Origin of the sequence: Streptomyces sp. Je 1-4 4N24 (assembly GCF_026239515.1) — a bacterium.
GTDB classification, from domain to species: domain Bacteria; phylum Actinomycetota; class Actinomycetes; order Streptomycetales; family Streptomycetaceae; genus Streptomyces; species Streptomyces nigrescens.
In genome coordinates this window covers 4,693,043-4,708,573 of record NZ_CP110836.1, presented here as the reverse complement: position 1 = coordinate 4,708,573, position 15,531 = coordinate 4,693,043, and the positions used below count along the sequence as shown (strand labels likewise).

Annotated in this window: 13 protein-coding genes; 2 read left to right on the top strand and 11 right to left on the bottom strand. The window is 72.4% G+C overall.

Translation table 11 applies throughout. The annotated features are described in order from the left end of the window. The first annotated feature begins 171 nt into the window (after nucleotides 1-171). Nucleotides 172-1,827 carry a protein kinase gene (locus SLV14N_RS20435; RefSeq protein ID WP_208682514.1) on the top strand — a complete coding sequence of 552 codons (1,656 nt, stop codon included), beginning with the start codon at nucleotides 172-174 and terminating at the stop codon, nucleotides 1,825-1,827. A 135-nt stretch (nucleotides 1,828-1,962) separates the two neighbouring features. Here SLV14N_RS20435 and SLV14N_RS20430 read toward each other — a convergent pair whose 3' ends face one another. The 9 genes from SLV14N_RS20430 to pdhA all read right to left on the bottom strand — a co-directional run bounded on the left by SLV14N_RS20430 (nucleotide 1,963) and on the right by pdhA (nucleotide 12,534). Further along, the gene (locus SLV14N_RS20430) at nucleotides 1,963-2,526 is read right to left on the bottom strand and encodes a bacterial proteasome activator family protein (RefSeq protein WP_174857673.1); all 564 of its coding nucleotides are present in this window, start codon (nucleotides 2,524-2,526) and stop codon (nucleotides 1,963-1,965) included. A gap of 140 nt (nucleotides 2,527-2,666) precedes the next feature. Further along, complete coding sequence (locus SLV14N_RS20425) at nucleotides 2,667-3,593, bottom strand: hypothetical protein (protein WP_263270530.1); 927 nt, start codon at nucleotides 3,591-3,593, stop codon at nucleotides 2,667-2,669. 152 nt (nucleotides 3,594-3,745) lie between these two features. Continuing rightward, nucleotides 3,746-4,723: an NAD(P)H-quinone oxidoreductase gene (locus SLV14N_RS20420; protein ID WP_093640984.1), complete on the bottom strand. Its 978-nt coding sequence runs from the start codon at nucleotides 4,721-4,723 to the stop codon at nucleotides 3,746-3,748. A 94-nt stretch (nucleotides 4,724-4,817) separates the two neighbouring features. Further along, on the bottom strand, nucleotides 4,818-5,957 hold the full coding sequence (locus tag SLV14N_RS20415; protein ID WP_208682511.1) for a TrkA family potassium uptake protein: 1,140 nt from the start codon (nucleotides 5,955-5,957) through the stop codon (nucleotides 4,818-4,820). Next, the gene (locus tag SLV14N_RS20410) at nucleotides 5,954-7,630 is read right to left on the bottom strand and encodes a molybdopterin molybdotransferase MoeA (protein WP_263270529.1); all 1,677 of its coding nucleotides are present in this window, start codon (nucleotides 7,628-7,630) and stop codon (nucleotides 5,954-5,956) included. Before SLV14N_RS20410 ends, SLV14N_RS20415 begins: the two co-directional genes overlap by 4 nt. Next, nucleotides 7,627-8,532 carry a molybdenum cofactor guanylyltransferase gene (locus SLV14N_RS20405; RefSeq protein ID WP_263270528.1) on the bottom strand — a complete coding sequence of 302 codons (906 nt, stop codon included), beginning with the start codon at nucleotides 8,530-8,532 and terminating at the stop codon, nucleotides 7,627-7,629. The genes SLV14N_RS20410 and SLV14N_RS20405 overlap by 4 nt, the downstream gene beginning before the upstream one ends. Before the next feature lie 137 nt (nucleotides 8,533-8,669). Further along, the gene (locus SLV14N_RS20400; RefSeq protein ID WP_263270527.1) at nucleotides 8,670-10,310 is read right to left on the bottom strand and encodes a dihydrolipoamide acetyltransferase family protein; all 1,641 of its coding nucleotides are present in this window, start codon (nucleotides 10,308-10,310) and stop codon (nucleotides 8,670-8,672) included. After that, the gene (locus tag SLV14N_RS20395) at nucleotides 10,310-11,344 is read right to left on the bottom strand and encodes an alpha-ketoacid dehydrogenase subunit beta (protein WP_263270526.1); all 1,035 of its coding nucleotides are present in this window, start codon (nucleotides 11,342-11,344) and stop codon (nucleotides 10,310-10,312) included. The genes SLV14N_RS20400 and SLV14N_RS20395 overlap by 1 nt, the downstream gene beginning before the upstream one ends. Further along, nucleotides 11,341-12,534 (bottom strand): pyruvate dehydrogenase (acetyl-transferring) E1 component subunit alpha, encoded by a 1,194-nt coding sequence (pdhA, locus tag SLV14N_RS20390; protein ID WP_263270525.1) that lies wholly within the window; start codon nucleotides 12,532-12,534, stop codon nucleotides 11,341-11,343. Before pdhA ends, SLV14N_RS20395 begins: the two co-directional genes overlap by 4 nt. 225 nt (nucleotides 12,535-12,759) lie before the next feature. Between pdhA and SLV14N_RS20385 the strand changes: the two genes are divergently transcribed. Further along, nucleotides 12,760-13,299, top strand: coding sequence for an Lrp/AsnC family transcriptional regulator (locus tag SLV14N_RS20385; RefSeq protein ID WP_208682499.1), 540 nt, complete (start codon nucleotides 12,760-12,762; stop codon nucleotides 13,297-13,299). A 109-nt stretch (nucleotides 13,300-13,408) separates the two neighbouring features. Here the strand turns inward: SLV14N_RS20385 and SLV14N_RS20380 are convergent, their stop codons facing one another. Then, nucleotides 13,409-13,999: a TetR/AcrR family transcriptional regulator gene (locus SLV14N_RS20380; RefSeq protein ID WP_018092708.1), complete on the bottom strand. Its 591-nt coding sequence runs from the start codon at nucleotides 13,997-13,999 to the stop codon at nucleotides 13,409-13,411. A gap of 2 nt (nucleotides 14,000-14,001) precedes the next feature. Then, nucleotides 14,002-15,522 (bottom strand): 3-hydroxyacyl-CoA dehydrogenase, encoded by a 1,521-nt coding sequence (locus SLV14N_RS20375; protein WP_263270524.1) that lies wholly within the window; start codon nucleotides 15,520-15,522, stop codon nucleotides 14,002-14,004. Between the last annotated feature and the right edge of the window lie 9 nt (nucleotides 15,523-15,531).

Below are 15,531 nucleotides of genomic sequence, written 5' to 3'. Positions count from 1 at the left end.
CGGGGGTAATCAGGCGCCAAAACGTCTCATGGCCGTGACGGGATCTTGCACATCTGGTCACGGAACGGGCACACAGCTTGACGTGTCCGGGGGCTGGGGCAGACTTGGCTGCGAAATTCCAGATTTTGATCGCTATACGTACGGGTAGTGCGCCTAGGGGGAAGCGGAACGATGAGCCAGGACGGCGCTCAGGGCCAATACGAGGGCCGTTCGGTCGGCGGAGGACGTTACCAGCTTCGTGATCTTCTCGGCGCGGGCGGAATGGCTTCCGTACACCTCGCCTACGACAGCGTGCTGGACCGCGAGGTCGCGATCAAGACCCTGCACACCGAGCTCGGGCGCGAGCAGGCCTTCCGTGAGCGCTTCCGCCGCGAGGCCCAGTCCGTGGCGAAGCTCACGCACACCAATATCGTCTCCGTCTTCGACTCCGGTGAGGACGAGCTCGACGGCGGCATGGTGCCGTACATCGTCATGGAGTACGTCGCGGGTCAGCCGCTGCGCTCCGATCTGGACACCGACATCGCTCAACATGGCGCGATGCCGACGGAAAAAGCCCTGAAGATCACGTCGGATGTGCTGGCGGCGCTCGAGGTCAGCCATGAAATGGGCCTGGTCCACCGGGACATCAAGCCCGGCAACGTGATGCTGAACAAGCGCGGCGTTGTCAAGGTCATGGACTTCGGCATCGCCCGCGCCATGCAGTCCGGTGTGACGTCCATGACGCAGACCGGCATGGTCGTCGGCACCCCGCAGTACCTGTCGCCCGAGCAGGCGCTGGGCCGCGGTGTGGACGCCCGCTCCGACCTCTACTCCGTCGGCATCATGCTCTTCGAGCTGCTGACGGGTCAGCTGCCGTTCGACGCGGACTCCCCGCTCGCCATCGCCTACGCCCATGTCCAGGAAGAGCCCCCGGTCCCGTCGAGCATCAACAGCTCGCTGCCGCCGGCCGTGGACGCGCTGGTGGCCCGTGCGCTGAAGAAGAACCCCAACGAACGCTTCCCCACCGCCGAGGCGATGCGGGACGAGTGTCTGCGGATCGTCGGGTCCGGGCAGTCCGGTGCGACGCCGCTGATCATCGGCGAGGGCCCGCGGGCGCGTACCAGCGGTGCGTCGGTCTCCTCCGCGGTCTTCCCCACCGCCTCCGGCAACCCGCACACCCCGGCCCCGCCGAACGTGCAGCAGCCGTACCAGCCGACCCAGGCCGCCTTCGGTCCCTCGACGCCCCCGCCGCCGCCGAACAACACCTACCCGACGCCCGCGCCGGGCCCCGTTCCGGGCCCGGCGCCGTTCAATACGGGTGGCTACCAGCCCCCGACCTACACGCCGCCTCCGGTGACGGCGTCGATGCCGACGAGCGGCGGTCCCGCCCCGCGGAAGAACAACTCCGCGGTGATCGTCGTCTCGGCGATCGTCGGCGTCATCGTGGTGACCGCGATCGCGATCGGCATCGGTCTGAGCGCCGGTTCCAGCGACGACAACGGCGGGGACATCAGCCCGACGTCGGCGTACTCCGAAACCGCCTCGCCCACCGAGAGCGTCCGGCCCGAGGACAAGACGGCGACGATCCTGACCTCCGAGTGCACCAGCCCGTCCAAGGTCTACGGCGATGAAGGCACGATCTACATGCCTTCGTTCCGCTTCAAGAATCTGGACTCGGTGAAGAAGTGCATCGAGGCGGCCGGCTGGAAGTACAAGGTCGACCACGAGGACAGCGCGCTCTGGGGTAAGAACACCGTCACGGACCAGTCCCCGGACCCGTTCGGGCGGTGGGAACCGAGTGACGGCGAGACCATCGAGCTGACCGTCTCGACCGGCCGGAGCGGCTGACGGCATACGGCCCACGGGCCTCCCGGACAGACGGAAGGGGCCGGCACGCATTCCGCGTGCCGGCCCCTTCCGTCTGTCCGGTTGCTGTGGCTCCTCGGTGCGCTCCGGCCTGCCGCGCAGATGCCGGGCGAACGCTCAGAGGTACGGGCCCGAGCGGGCGCCGCCGTGACCGGGCGTGCCCTCCTCGCCCTCCATCGGAACGGCCCCGGGCGGCAGCGCACGGCGCATCGACTCCAGCTGGGCACGGGCCGCCATCTGCTGGGCGAACAGTGCGGTCTGGATGCCGTGGAAGAGGCCCTCCAACCAGCCGACCAGCTGGGCCTGGGCGATCCGCAGCTCCGCCTCCGTCGGCACCGATTCATCGGTGAACGGCAGCGACAGCCGCTCGAGCTCCTCGACCAGCTCGGGCGCCAGTCCGTCCTCCAGCTCCTTGACCGAACTGGAGTGGATCTCCTTGAGGCGGACCCGGCTCGCCTCGTCCAGAGGAGCGGCCTTCACCTCCTCCAGCAGCTGCTTGATCATGCTGCCGATGCGCATGACCTTCGCAGGCTGTTCCACCATGTCCGTCAAGGGGGTCTCCCGGGATTCTTCGCCGTCATCCCCGCCGCCGGAGCCGACGCCGCCGAGCGCCATGCCGTCCGGGCCGACCACCAGGACGTGCGGATTCTCCTGCGACCGTTCATTCATCGGCATATCCATGCCGCCATTCTCTCGTACGCGGGCTCCTGACAGGTGGTGCCCCCGGGAGAACGTGATCCACCATTCCGAGCGGATCCTGGCGGCGCTGTTTCACGTGAAACAGCGGATTCTCGCCGTTTCACGTGAAACCACCGAAATCATCAGTTCCGGCGCAGCCGCAGGGCGAAGAAGGCCAGCCCCAGACCGGTGAGAGCAAGGCCGGCCCCCATCGGAAGAACCCGCTCGACCGGGGCCCCGGGGGTCTCCATGGCGTACGGGCTCGCCGTGGCCTCCGATGCGTCATCCGTGCTCTCCGGTGCGGAGCGGTCCTCCCCCGGGGTGGGCGTCGGGAGTGGCGGCAACGCCTCGTACGAGCGCCGGGTGAACCGGTCCGCGACGTCGAAGCGTCGCGAAGGGGACGGCCGTGACGGAGTGGCCGCCGCGGCAGGGGCTTCGGACGCCGCAGGCTTGCGGCGCTTCGGCTTCGGGGCATGCCGACCGGGCCGCGGGTGCGCACGGTCGGTGTCGGGCGAACCCGTCGCGGCGGGCGGCCCGTAGCTGCCGTGCCGCGGGAGGTCGGCACTGCCGCCGTCGGTTCCCGGGGCGGAGTACGGCGGGCCCGGCACGGAGTAGCCGGGGCCGAACGGGTGATGCGGGTGGTGGTGCCACCGTCCGTGCCCGCGGAGCCCCCCGAAGTGGTGATGCGGCGACCGGTGCGGGAAGCCCGGAAGGCCGTGCGGCAGGCCGGGGAAGCGGTCCGGCAGCTCCGGGAGATGCGCCGGGGCCCCTGGATGACCGGGATGCCCGGCGCGCGCCCGGCCCGCTCCGGCCCCGGGCCCCTCGGCCGGCGGCGGGCCGGGCGTGAAGTCGTCGGCGCCGTACCCATCGAGACCAAAACCGTCGGCGCCGGCCGCACCCGGGACGTCGTCCGGCGGATCGCCCGGCCGGGCGAGATGCGGGGGACGGTCGACCGGTGTGGCCCGCCGGTCCGCGGCCACCGCGGAGGTGGCTCCTATCGGAACGGGCAGCACGACGGCAGCCGCCAACAGACCGGTGGCGATGCGCGAACGGAATCCTGGAGCGACCACAGTGCCCCTCCCGTGCCGAGCCGTCGAGTGACCTGTTCAGCGTCACATGTGATGACAATCACGGCATCTTGGACATGTCGGCCGGGTTACCGGGCGCATGCGCGGGAGGGGCGGGCGCGGACGGCCCGGTTGCGGAGGGGGCGGCCGTCGGCTCAGACCGTCAGCACGACCTTGCCGACATGCGCGCTCGCGTCCACAACCCGGTGCGCCTCGGCGGCGTCCGCCATCGGGAGCGCGCGGTCCACGATCGGCCGGACCTGACCGTTGGCGATCAGCGGCCAGACGTGCTCCCGTACCGCGGCGACGATGGCCGCCTTCTCGTTCAGCGGGCGGGCGCGCAGCCCGGCGCCGGTGATCGCCGCGCGCTTGGCCATCAGGGCGGCGAGATTCAGCTCCGCCTTCACCCCGCCCTGCAGCCCGATGATCGCCAGCCGTCCGCTGACCGCCAGCGCCTTGACGTTCCGCTGCAGATACTTGGCGCCGATGATGTCGAGGATGACATCCGCGCCCGTGCCGTCGGTGGCCTTGCGGATCTCCTGGACGAAGTCCTGTTCGCGGTAGTCGATGAGGATGTCCGCGCCCAGCTCGGCGCAGCGGGCCAGCTTCTCGGGACCGCCCGCGGTCACCGCGACCCGCGCGCCGACGGCCTTGGCGAGCTGGATCGCCATCGTGCCGATGCCGCTGGCCCCGCCGTGGACCAGCAGCGTCTCACCGGGCCGCAGGTGCGCGATCATGAAGACGTTCGACCAGACCGTGCAGGTCACCTCAGGCAGCGCGGCGGCCGTGACCAGGTCCACGCCGGCCGGCACCGGCAGGACCTGTCCGGCCGGGACGGCGACCTTCTCCGCGTATCCGCCGCCCGCCAGCAGCGCACACACCTCGTCACCGACGGCCCAGCCGTGCACACCGGGGCCGAGCGCACTGATCCGCCCCGCACACTCCAGACCCGGATAGGGGGAGGAGCCGGGCGGCGGATCGTAGAAGCCCTGGCGCTGGAGCAGGTCGGCGCGGTTCACGGCGCTGGCCGCGACCTCGATCAGGACCTCGCCCTCGGCGGGCTGCGGATCGGGCACGTCCGCCCAGACAAGTGCTTCGGGGCCACCGGGCTCCGGGATAGTGATCGCTCGCATGGGCGCGAGGCTACTCGCCGTCCGCGCACGGGGCGAAGGTGCGGGGGCCGACGACTACCGCCGGGTCGGCCATCTGCCCCCGCACGACGTGCGGTTATTCATCCGCCCGGCGCATCGGGGCGACGCCGGTGCCGGGGAGGGTCGGCTTGGTGGGCTGCTTGCCGGAGAGGTCCGCCGCCTCTGTCGGGGCCGCCCGCACGATGGTGATCAGACGGTCCGTGCTCTGCAGCGGACTGGCCTCCGGATCGTCGTAGCCGAGGAGCCGGTGGCCGCGCAGCACAGACACGACCAAGTCGTCGGTCTCCCGTACGGACTTGCCGACCTCCGCCTTCACCACCGTGCGTTCCACCAGGTCGAGGCCGCTGCCCTGCTGGATCAGATCCTCCATGACGGTGCCCGCGCTGGGGCTGTGGACGGAGAGCCCCAGCAGCCGGCCGGCCGCGCTGGCCGAGGTGATCACGGCATCGGCGCCGGACTGCCGGAGCAGCGGGGCGTTCTCCTCCTCCCGCACCGCCGCGACGATGTTCGCCCTCTTGTTGAGCTGACGGGCGGTCAACGAGACCAGCACGGCGGTGTCATCGCGCTGGGTGGCGATCACGACCTGGTGGGCGCGCTGGACCTCGGCCCGGAGGAGCACATCGCTGCGGGTCGCATCGCCGACCACCCCCGCGAACCCGTCGGCCACCGCCGCGTCGATCACTTTGCTGCTGGGGTCGACGATGACGATGCGGTCGCGGTTGAGCCCCGTCGCACACAGGGTCTGGGCGGCGGAACGGCCCTTCGTCCCGAAGCCGACGATGACGGTGTGGTCACGCAAGGTGTTTCTCCAGCGTTTCAGTTGCCACTGCTCACGGGTGCGCTCGGTCAGCACTTCCAGTGTGGTGCCGACCAGGATGATCAGGAACAGCACGCGGAGCGGCGTGATGAGCAGGATGTTCAACAGCCGCGCACTGTCGCCGTACGGGACGATGTCGCCGTATCCCGTGGTCGAGAGCGTGACGGTCGCGTAGTAGAAGCAGTCGAGCAGGTCGACCCTGCCGTCGGCGTTGTCGTGGTACTCGTTGCGGTCGATCCAGACGATGAGGACCGTCGCGAGCAGGACGAGCAGCGCCATCAGCAGCCGGCGGGCGACCTGCCGCAGCGGCGGCATGGGGGTGCGGCGCGGCAGCAGCACCCGGTGCGACCGGTCCTCGGGCACCTCACGCGCCGCGGCGTCCTGGGACGGGAGCTTCACACGCGGCCTCCGGTGGCCTCAGGGGGATCGTACGGACCGCCAGGGGCGGCCCAGCCGGGCGTCCAGCCCGCCGACCAGCTCGCCGACCAGGGGAATTCCAGGAGTTCGAGCTCGGTGCCGCGCTCCGCGCCACCGGGCGGGACGACGGCCAGCGCATCGGCGGAGGCGATCCCGCGCAGCATGGCCGGGCCGTGGAAGCGCAACGGTACCGCCATCAGGCCGTGCCGCTCGTCGTCGCGGTAAGCCACCGGAACGAGCCGGGTGTCGCGTGGATGTCCGGCAACTGCGGCCGCCAGCGGCGTGCGGTACGGCGCGGCGGGACGGCGGGCGGCGAGCGTACGGAGCAGCGGTTCGGCGAGGGTGAGCAGGCCGGAGACGGCGGCGAGGGGGTTGCCCGGCAGGCCGACGAGATGTCGGCGCGGGGCCAGGCGGGCCAGCAGCATGGGGTGTCCGGGGCGGACCGCCACCCCGTCCACCAGCACCTCCGCGCCGAGCCGGCGCAGGGTGGGGTGCACATGGTCGACGGGACCCGACGCAGTGCCGCCCGTAGTGATCACCACGTCGGCGGTGGACCCCGCAAGGGCGGCGTACAAGGTGTCGGCCTCGTCGGCGAGATGGCGCGGCGGCGCCGCCTCGATGCCCAGTGCGTGCAGCCAGGGGGCGAGCATCGGGCCGAGGGCGTCGCGGATCCGGCCCTCCCGCGGCAGCCCGTGGTCCAGCAACTCGTCGCCCAGGACGAAGACTTCGGCACGCGGGCGGCGGTAGGCGGTCAGCTCGTCGTAACCGGCCGCCGCGGCCAGGCCGAGGACGGCGGGGGTCACCAGGGCGCCCGCGGGCAGCAGTTGATCGCCGCGGCGGCACTCCTGGCCGCGCGGGCGGATGTCCTGGCCGGGCGGCGCGGGTCGTGGTGCGTACAGCCGCCGTCCGCCGTCGCTCAGCTCACGGACCTCGCCGTGCTCGCTGCGCAGCACGGCGGTGGCGCCGGACGGGACGCGCGCGCCGGTGGCGATCGGGATCGCATGGCCGTCGAGGAGCGCCTCGGCGGGGGCGTGACCGGCGAGAATGCCGGAGGGAAGGCTCGCCTCGGGTGCGTCGGCGGGCCGGTCCAGGCGCCAGGGGCCGGGGCCGGAGACCGCCCAGCCGTCCATCGCCGAGGTGTCGAACGACGGCAGATCGGTGAGCGCGGTGAGGGGGGCAGCGAGCGTACGGCCGAGCGCCTCGTCGAGCGCCGAGGTCTCGGGCGCGGGCGGCCCGGGTACGGCGCGCTCGGCGAGCCGGCGGGCGGTGTGCCAGGGGACGGCGGCCGGGGTGGGGCGCGGACCGGTGCCGGTGGGAGGCACGGGGTCCGCGGGGCCGGAGGGGCCGGGGGACCTGGAGGGGCCGCTCCGGGCAGCGGCGGGGTCGTCGGGGGAGAAGGGGTCGTCCGGTGTGTAGGGGGCGTCGCCGCCGTTGTCGGTCGCGGAGGAGGTGGCTGCCGCGCCCCCTCCGGCGGCGTACGGCGTCGTCACGGTCGTGGCCTCGGGCCCGGCTCCGGGCCGTACCCATGTCGGCGCCGTGCCGTTGGCCAGCGCGAGCGCATCATCGAAGGGGTCGCCGTGCCCCTCGGCCGCGGGGCGGCCCCACGGCCGGCCCACCGCGCCGCCGGCCTCCCCGCCGCACTTCCCGTCGGTCATTCCGCGGGCTTCGCTTCGCCCTGGGCGCTGCCGGCCTCGGACGCGCCCTCGGCCGCCCAGCGGTGGGCCAGCGCGGCGGCCCGGTCGGCCAGTTCCTTCACATCCCGGTCCTGGCGGCCCGCCGCATAGCCGATCAGGAAGGTCGTCAGCGGCGCGGCGGGGCGGGTCACGCCATGGGCCGCGTCCCGCGCGAGATCGAGAAGCGCCGCCGTGTCGACATCGAGCTCGATGCCCAGTTCGGCCTTGACTGCGGTGATCCATTCATCCAGCACGTTCCCATGCTCCCTGATACGGGCGCGGGCCGCGCTGATGTCTTCCCAGGTGTCGCAGTCGAAGGACGCCGCGGAGAGGGCGTCCGGAACCCGTTCGACCACCAACTCGGCCAGCAGCGCACGCAGCGGCAGCCCGGCCAGGCTGCCGTGTGCGGCCCGCAGCCGCGCCAGCTCACGGCGCAGCGGCTCGGCCCGGTAGGCGGCCACGAGCGGCTGGTCCCGCCCCGAGGCGTCCCGGAGCATCGCCCCGTCGCGGGGGGAACTCTCGCCCGGTCCGGCAGCGCCTGCCGTTCGCGTCGCCTCCAGGAGGCTCCGTACGGTCGCGGCCGTCAGGAACGGGAGGTCGGCGGAGAGGACGAGCACCGTCGGGGCGGTGGTGTGCCGCAGGCCGGCGTCCAGTGCGGCGAGCGGGCCGCCGCCGGGCGGGTCCTCCAGGGCGTGGACGAGGTCGCGGGCGGTCGGGCGGGCGGGGCCGACGACGACGGTGGTCACCGCATCGGGGCAGGCGGCGAGCACCCGGTCCAGCAGCGGGCGGCCGCCGACGGACAGGGCGGGTTTGTCCGCCCCGCCGAGCCGCCGGGCCGCGCCGCCGGCCAGCACGATGGCGTCGTGGTCGGTGAGGTCGTTCACCCCTTGAGTATCGCCGGGCGCACCGGAATCACACCGCTGCCGGAGCGACTGCGGATGTCAGCTCCGCCACAGCGGGCGCAGCCGGGACGGCCGGGACGGCTGCCCCGGCCTCGCCGCTGCCATCCGCCGCACTCCCGTCACAGCGTCCGGAGCAACAGCGCGGGCTGCTCCACGCAGTCGGCGACGAACCGGAGGAAGCCGCCGGCGGTGCCGCCGTCGCACACCCGGTGATCGAAGGTGAGCGAGAGCTGGACGACCTGCCGGACGGCCAACTCGCCTTCGTGCACCCAGGGTTTGGCGGCTATCCGGCCGATGCCGAGCATCGCCGCCTCCGGGTGGTTGATGATCGGCGTGGAGCCGTCGACACCGAAGACGCCGTAGTTGTTGAGGGTGAAGGTGCCGTGCGTCAGCTCGGCCAGGGAGAGCCCGCCGGCCCTGGCGGTTTCCGTGAGCCGGGCGATCTCGGCGGAGAGCCCCTCGACCGTACGGGCATGGGCGTCCCGTACGACCGGCACCACCAGGCCGCGGTCGGTCTGCGCCGCGAAGCCCAGATGGACGGCGGGCAGCCGGACGATCTCCTGGGCCTTGGTGTCGACGGTGGAGTTGAGCGCGGGGAACCGTGCGAGCGCGGCCGTACAGATCCGGGCCAGCAGTGCGAGCAGCGACACCTTGGGGGCGCCCGGCACATTCATCGCCTTACGGGCGGCGAGGAGTTCGGTGGCATCGGCCTCCACCCAGCAGGTCGCCTCCGGGATCTCCCGGCGGCTGCGGCTGAACTTCTCGGCGGCCGCACCGAGCATCCCCTTCAGCGGGATCCGCTCCTCACCCGCCGTGGCACCGGCCCCGGCCGCGGGCCCGACGGCCGTCACGGCCCCGGCCCCCGCCACGCCCGTCACACCGGCCCCGGTCAGCTCACCGGTACCGACCGCGGGGGCTGCTCCGGCAGCGGCCGTTTCCCGCTCCCGCCGCTCCCGGATCGCGCACTCGACATCCGTACGGAGGATCAGCCCATCCCGTCCTGACCCGGTCAACTCCCGCAGATCCAGGCCGTTCTCCCGCGCCATCCGACGCACCAGCGGCGAAATGACGGCCACCGTACGGCTGCCGTCCTCCACCGTCCCGGCCCCGGCCAAACCGTCCGCACCGGCGTCCGCACCGGAGGTCCCGGCTGCTCCGGCGATGCCGACCGCCCCTATGGACGTCGCCCCGGAAGCAACCGCCCTTGCATGACCAGGCGTCCCCTCGGCCTCACCGGCCCCGGCCGAACCGTCCGCCACCTGGCCGGGCGGCCGTGGCACTCCCGCCATGGGGCCCGCTCCGGGCCCCGGCCTGATGCGGCGCCGGCGGGCCGCCGCCGCACTCGTGCCGTACCCGACGAGCACATTCCCGGACCCGGCGTCCGCCGCGCCGTCCGCGGGCGGCCCGGAGACCCGGCCGGTGGCCGCCGCGCCCCCATCGGGCGCACCGCCTTCCGCACCCGCCCCGGAGTCCGGTCCCGTCCCAGGGCCGGCCCCTGCCAGATCAGCGGGCACGGCCCCCACGGCGACCGTCACCAGCGGTGCCCCCACCGGGACTTCGGCCCCCTCCTCACCGAAACGGGCGGTCACCACGCCCCCGTACGGGCACGGCACCTCCACCATCGCCTTGGCGGTCTCGACCTCCACCACCGGCTGGTCGATGGCCACCACCTCGCCGACCTCGACCATCCAGTGCACGATCGTCGCCTCGGTGAGGCCCTCCCCCAGGTCGGGCAGGGTGAATTCGCGGACCACGGCCATCACTCACCACGTCCCTCGGTCCAGTCCGACTCCCACTGGAGGCGGGCGACGGTGTCCAGAATCCGGTCCACGCCCGGAAGGTGGTGCCGCTCCAGCATCGGCGGCGGATACGGGATGTCGAAGCCGGCGACGCGCAGCACCGGCGCTTCCAGGTGGTGGAAGCAGCGTTCGGTGATCCGGGCGGCGATCTCGCCGCCGGGACCGCCGAACCCGTTGGACTCATGGACGACCACGGCCCGCCCGGTCCGCCGCACCGAGGCGCAGACCGTCTCGTCGTCGAACGGCATCAGGGACCGCAGATCGACCACTTCCAGGTCCCAGCCCTCGGCGCGGGCGGCCTCGGCGGCCTCCATGCAGACCGGGAGCGACGGGCCGTAGGTGATCAGCGTGGCGCTGCTGCCGCGGCGCCGGATCGCGGCACGGCCCAGGGGCGCGACCTCGGTGGGTGCGTCGGGCGACCAGTCGGCCTTGGACCAGTACAGCCGCTTGGGTTCGAGGAAGACGACCGGGTCGTCGGAGGCGATCGCGGCGCGCAGCAGTCCGTAGGCGTCCTCGACGGTCGCCGGGGTGACGACCTGGAGCCCCGGGGTGGCGAGGTAGTACGCCTCGGAGGAGTCGCTGTGGTGCTCGACCCCGCCGATCCCCCCGCCATAGGGGATCCGGATGGTCAGCGGCATCGTCAGCGCGCCGCGAGTGCGGTTGCGCATCCGGGCGACATGGCTGATCAGCTGCTCGAACGCCGGGTAGGCGAACGCGTCGAACTGCATCTCGACGACCGGCCGCAGCCCGTACATCGCCATGCCGACGGCGGTGCCCAGGATGCCAGCCTCGGCGAGCGCGGTGTCCGTGCAGCGGTCCTCGCCGAATTCCTTGGCGAGGCCGTCGGTGACCCGGAAGACGCCGCCCAGGGTGCCGACATCCTCGCCCATGACATGCACGGACGGGTCGTCGGCCATGGCGTCGCGCAGCGCGCGGGTCAGCGCCTGCGCCATGGTGGCGGGCTTGCGCGCGGTCGCCGGAGCGGTGGTCGTCATGGCCTGGCCTCCTCGGCGGACCCGTCGGTGCCCGCTGCGTCCTCGGTGTGTCCGGCGGCCTCGGCGTCCAGCTCGGCGCGCAATTGTGCGGCCTGGGCACGCAGTTGGCTGGTCTGCTCGGCGAATACATGGGTGAACAGGTCCATCGGGTCCACCTCCGGGTCGGCGTTCATCCGCTCGCGGAGGTCGGCCGCCAGCTGCTCGGCACCGTCCCGGGTGGCGCCGACGAAGTCGTCGGTCAGCAGATCGCGGGCGGCCAGCTCACGCTCCAGCAGGGCTATCGGGTCGTGTGCCTTCCAGGTCTCGACCTCGGCATCGCTGCGGTAGCGGGTGGCGTCGTCGGCGTTGGTGTGCGCCTCGATGCGGTAGGTCACGGCCTCGATGAGGGTGGGGCCGCCGCCCCTGCGGGCCCGCTCCACGGCCTCGGTGAGCACCTCGTGCATCGCGGGGGCGTCATTGCCGTCGACCAGACGGCCCGGCATGCCGTATCCGACCGCCTTGTGGGCGAGGGACGGCGCGGCGGTCTGCTTGGCGAGCGGCACGGAGATCGCGAAGCCGTTGTTCTGGACGAGGAAGACGACCGGTGCCTGCCAGAGCGCCGCGAAATTCAGCGCCTCGTGGAAGTCGCCCTCGCTCGTGCCGCCGTCGCCGACCATGGCCAGCGCGACCACCTCGTCGCCCTTGAGGCGGGCGGCGTGCGCCAGGCCCACGGCATGCGGGAGCTGGGTGGCGAGCGGGGTGCACAGGGGGGCGATGCGGTGTTCGTGGGGGTCGTAGCCGTTGTGCCAGTCGCCGCGCAGCAGGGTCAGGGCCTGTACGGGGTCGAGGCCGCGGGCCACGGCGGCGAGGGTGTCGCGGTAGCTGGGGAAGAGCCAGTCACGGTCTTCGAGAGCCAGCGCCGCGGCGACCTCGCAGGCCTCCTGGCCGGTGGAGGACGGGTAGACCGCCAGGCGCCCCTGCCGGGTCAGGGCCGTGGCCTGGGCGTTGTACCGACGGCCGCGGACCAGCTGGGTGTACAGCCGGGTCAGCAGTCCGGAGTCGAGCCGGGCCGCGGCGTCCGTACCCAGAAGGCGGTACGGCTCCGCGTCGGGCAGGAGGGGCGCGGGGTCGACGCGCGGCTGCCAGGCGGGCGGCGGACCGGCCAGGCTGCTCTTGTTCCTGCTGCTGCCGGGCTGCTCAAGGACCGTCATGTCGAGCACCTCCTCGGATCGAAGGGGGTGGCGCGATGCGCCTCATGGGGGTGGTGGGCGGACGGCGGGTGGGCAGGATGGAATCGGCCAGGGCGGGTACGCCCTGCCCTACCGATTGTTCGGTCGCTGATGCATTTTGGCTACAGGCGGGCTCAGCCTGTGGACAAACGGTTCTCCACAGCTTGAGATGAAGCCAGGGCGTCCACAAAGGGGAGGCGGGACCATATGCCGGACGAACAGATGGCCAATTCCGGTGGGCAACCGGCGACACCGGTCGGCCCGCCACCGACGGCATCCGCCCCGCCCTCACCGGCCGCACGCCCGCTGGACACCATCGACCGCTCGATCCTGCGCATGCTGCAGACCGACGGCAGGGCCTCGATACGCTCCGTGGCCGAGCGGGTGCATGTCTCGCGCGCCAATGCCTACGCCCGGATCAACCGGCTGATCGACGACGGTGTGATCCGTGGCTTCAGTGCCCTGATCGACCAGGAACGGGCAGGTCAGGGCGCCTCTGCCTACATCACGCTGAAGATCGTGCAGAACTCCTGGCGGACCGTGCGCAAGCAGCTCACGGCGCTGCCGGGGGCCACGCACATCGCACTGGTCAGCGGCGATTTCGATGTGCTGCTGCTGGTCCACACCAAGGACAACCGGGAGCTGCGCGAGCTGGTCCTCACCCGCATCCAGTCGATACCGGAAGTCCTGAGCACCCGCACCCTGCTGGTCTTCGAGGAGACCGACCTCGGCCCCGAAGAGGAATGACCGGCCCGGCCGCCGCTGGAGTGAGCCCTCACCGGGCACAGCCCCCTCAGGGAATGCCGGGATCCCGCCCCCGGATCATGTGGTTCCCGGGGGCCGGCGGTGGTGCGGATCAGGGCTTGCGCAGCCCCGCGAACGCCGTACGCACCACGGCCTCGGCGACCTCGTCACGGCTCACCGCGCCACCCCGCCCGGGCCGGTACCACTCCACAATCGAGTTGATCATGCCGAAGAGCAGCCGGGTGGCCAGCCGGATGTCCACGTCGTCCCGCAGGTCGCCGTCGGCGGCGGCCTGCTTGAGCAGGTCGGACACCTCGTGGTCGAACTCCCGGCGGCGCTCCATCGCCCACCGCTCGGTGTCCGTGTTCCCGCGCACCCGCAACAGCAGCGTCACATAGGGGAGTTCGTCCATCAGCACCTCGGCCACGCGCCGGGTGACATGCTCCAGGCGCTCGATCGCCCGCCCCTGGAGGGCGCCCGGCTCCTCCAGCACGCCGAACAGCCCGTCCAGCGCACGGCTTATGGCGCGGTGCAGCAGCTCTTCCTTGCTGCGCACATGGTGGTAGATCGAGGACTTCGAGATACCGGCCGCCTTGGAGAGGTGCTCCATGGACGTGCCGTCGTAGCCGCGCTCGATGAACACCTCGACGGCGACCGCGAGCAGCGAATCAGGCGTATAGGTGTCGCGCTTGGCCATGGTCATGATTAGAGCACCAAATCCTCGAGGTCTGCACGGCGCCTCAGCGCCCAGGACGGCGCGTACCGTCCGCCGGCGTCCTGGGCGTGCATCGAATGCAGCAGATCCCACACCCAATGGGCACCGAGCCGCTCGACCCATTCCATGGGGCCGCCGGGGTAGTTCACGCCCAGCCGCATGGCCGTGTCGATGTCCTCGGGGGTCGCGACCCCGCGGGCCGCGGCGTCCACGGCGAAGTCGATGATCATCGCGATCGTCCGGCCGACGATCATTCCCGGCACGTCCTCGATCACACTGACCTGCTTGCCCAGCGCCTGGAACAGCCCGACAGCCTCCGCGAGGTCCTCCTCGGAGACCGCCGCCGAGGCCGCCAGGGCGATCCGGGTGGCGGCACGGTAGTCCAGGGACAGGTCGAAGCGGATGGATTTCTCATAGACGAGAGTCGTGGCCGGATAACCGTTGGTCAGCGCCAGAGAGGCCCCGCCGGGAAGACGGAGGAAGCCCTCCGACACCCCCGCCGTGCGGTCGCGGGTGACCTTGATGCCCGCCTCCTCGATGAGCTCGCGCAGCACCACAGCCGGGCCGGGCAGCTTCGCGTGCAGGCCGACGTGCTCGGGCGCCGGGCAGGGCTCCGCGGTCCGCGGTTCCGGCCGGCGGGCGCCCTCGGAGTAGTCGAACCAGCCGCGCCCCGCCTTACGGCCGTGCAGCCCGGACTCGACCAGCCGGCGCTGCGCCAGGGAGGGGGTGAACTTCGGGTCCTGGAAGAGGGCCTGCCACACGGAGTGGGTGACCGCCTCGTTCACGTCCTGCCCGATGAGGTCGGTCAGCTCGAAGGGCCCCATCTTGAATCCGGCGCCCTCCCGCAGCACCGCATCGATGGTGGCGGGGTCGGCGACCCGCTCCTCGTAGGCCCGCAGGGCTTCGGCGTAGAAGGGGCGGGCGATGCGATTGACGATGAAGCCGGGGGTGTCGGCGCAGCGCACCGGCCGTTTCCCCCAGGCCGCGGCGGTGTCGTACGCCGTGGTGGCGGCCGCCTCGTCGGTGGCGAAGCCGCTGATCACCTCGACCAGGGGGAGCAGCGGCGCGGGGTTGAAGAAATGCAGGCCCGCGCAGCGGCCGGGGTGGCGCAGCCGGCCCGCGACCGCGGTCACGGACAGCGAGGAGGTGTTGGTGGCCAGCAGGCAGTCCGCCGCCACGATGTCCTCCAGGGCGGTGAACAGTTCCTGCTTGGCGGGAAGCTGCTCCAGGATCGCCTCGACGACCAGCGCGGCATCGGCCAGCTCCGCGAGGTCGGTGGCGGGAGAGAGACGCGCGCGGGCGGCGTCCCGCCCGGCCGCCGGGATCCGGCCTTTTTCGACGAGCCGGTCCAGCCGCCGGCCGATCTCCTCGGCGGCCTGCCCGGCGCGCCCGGGGGCGCTGTCATAGAGGCGTACGCGATGGCCGGCGACCAGCGCCACCTGCGCGATGCCCTGTCCCATGGTGCCGGTGCCCACCACTGCCACGGTGCTGCTGGTCCCGAGTGCCGTCATGCCAGCTGA

Excerpts from the sequence above, each read along its gene's own strand:
- SLV14N_RS20435 (WP_208682514.1), top strand. The coding sequence starts at position 172 with ATGAGCCAGGACGGCGCTCAGGGCCAATACGAGGGCCGTTCGGTCGGC.
- SLV14N_RS20430 (WP_174857673.1), bottom strand. The coding sequence starts at position 2,526 with ATGGATATGCCGATGAATGAACGGTCGCAGGAGAATCCGCACGTCCTG.
- SLV14N_RS20420 (WP_093640984.1), bottom strand. The coding sequence starts at position 4,723 with ATGCGAGCGATCACTATCCCGGAGCCCGGTGGCCCCGAAGCACTTGTC.
- SLV14N_RS20410 (WP_263270529.1), bottom strand. The coding sequence starts at position 7,630 with ATGACCGACGGGAAGTGCGGCGGGGAGGCCGGCGGCGCGGTGGGCCGG.
- SLV14N_RS20400 (WP_263270527.1), bottom strand. The coding sequence starts at position 10,310 with ATGGCCGTGGTCCGCGAATTCACCCTGCCCGACCTGGGGGAGGGCCTC.
- SLV14N_RS20395 (WP_263270526.1), bottom strand. The coding sequence starts at position 11,344 with ATGACGACCACCGCTCCGGCGACCGCGCGCAAGCCCGCCACCATGGCG.
- pdhA (WP_263270525.1), bottom strand. The coding sequence starts at position 12,534 with ATGACGGTCCTTGAGCAGCCCGGCAGCAGCAGGAACAAGAGCAGCCTG.
- SLV14N_RS20385 (WP_208682499.1), top strand. The coding sequence starts at position 12,760 with ATGCCGGACGAACAGATGGCCAATTCCGGTGGGCAACCGGCGACACCG.
- SLV14N_RS20380 (WP_018092708.1), bottom strand. The coding sequence starts at position 13,999 with ATGACCATGGCCAAGCGCGACACCTATACGCCTGATTCGCTGCTCGCG.
- SLV14N_RS20375 (WP_263270524.1), bottom strand. The coding sequence starts at position 15,522 with ATGACGGCACTCGGGACCAGCAGCACCGTGGCAGTGGTGGGCACCGGC.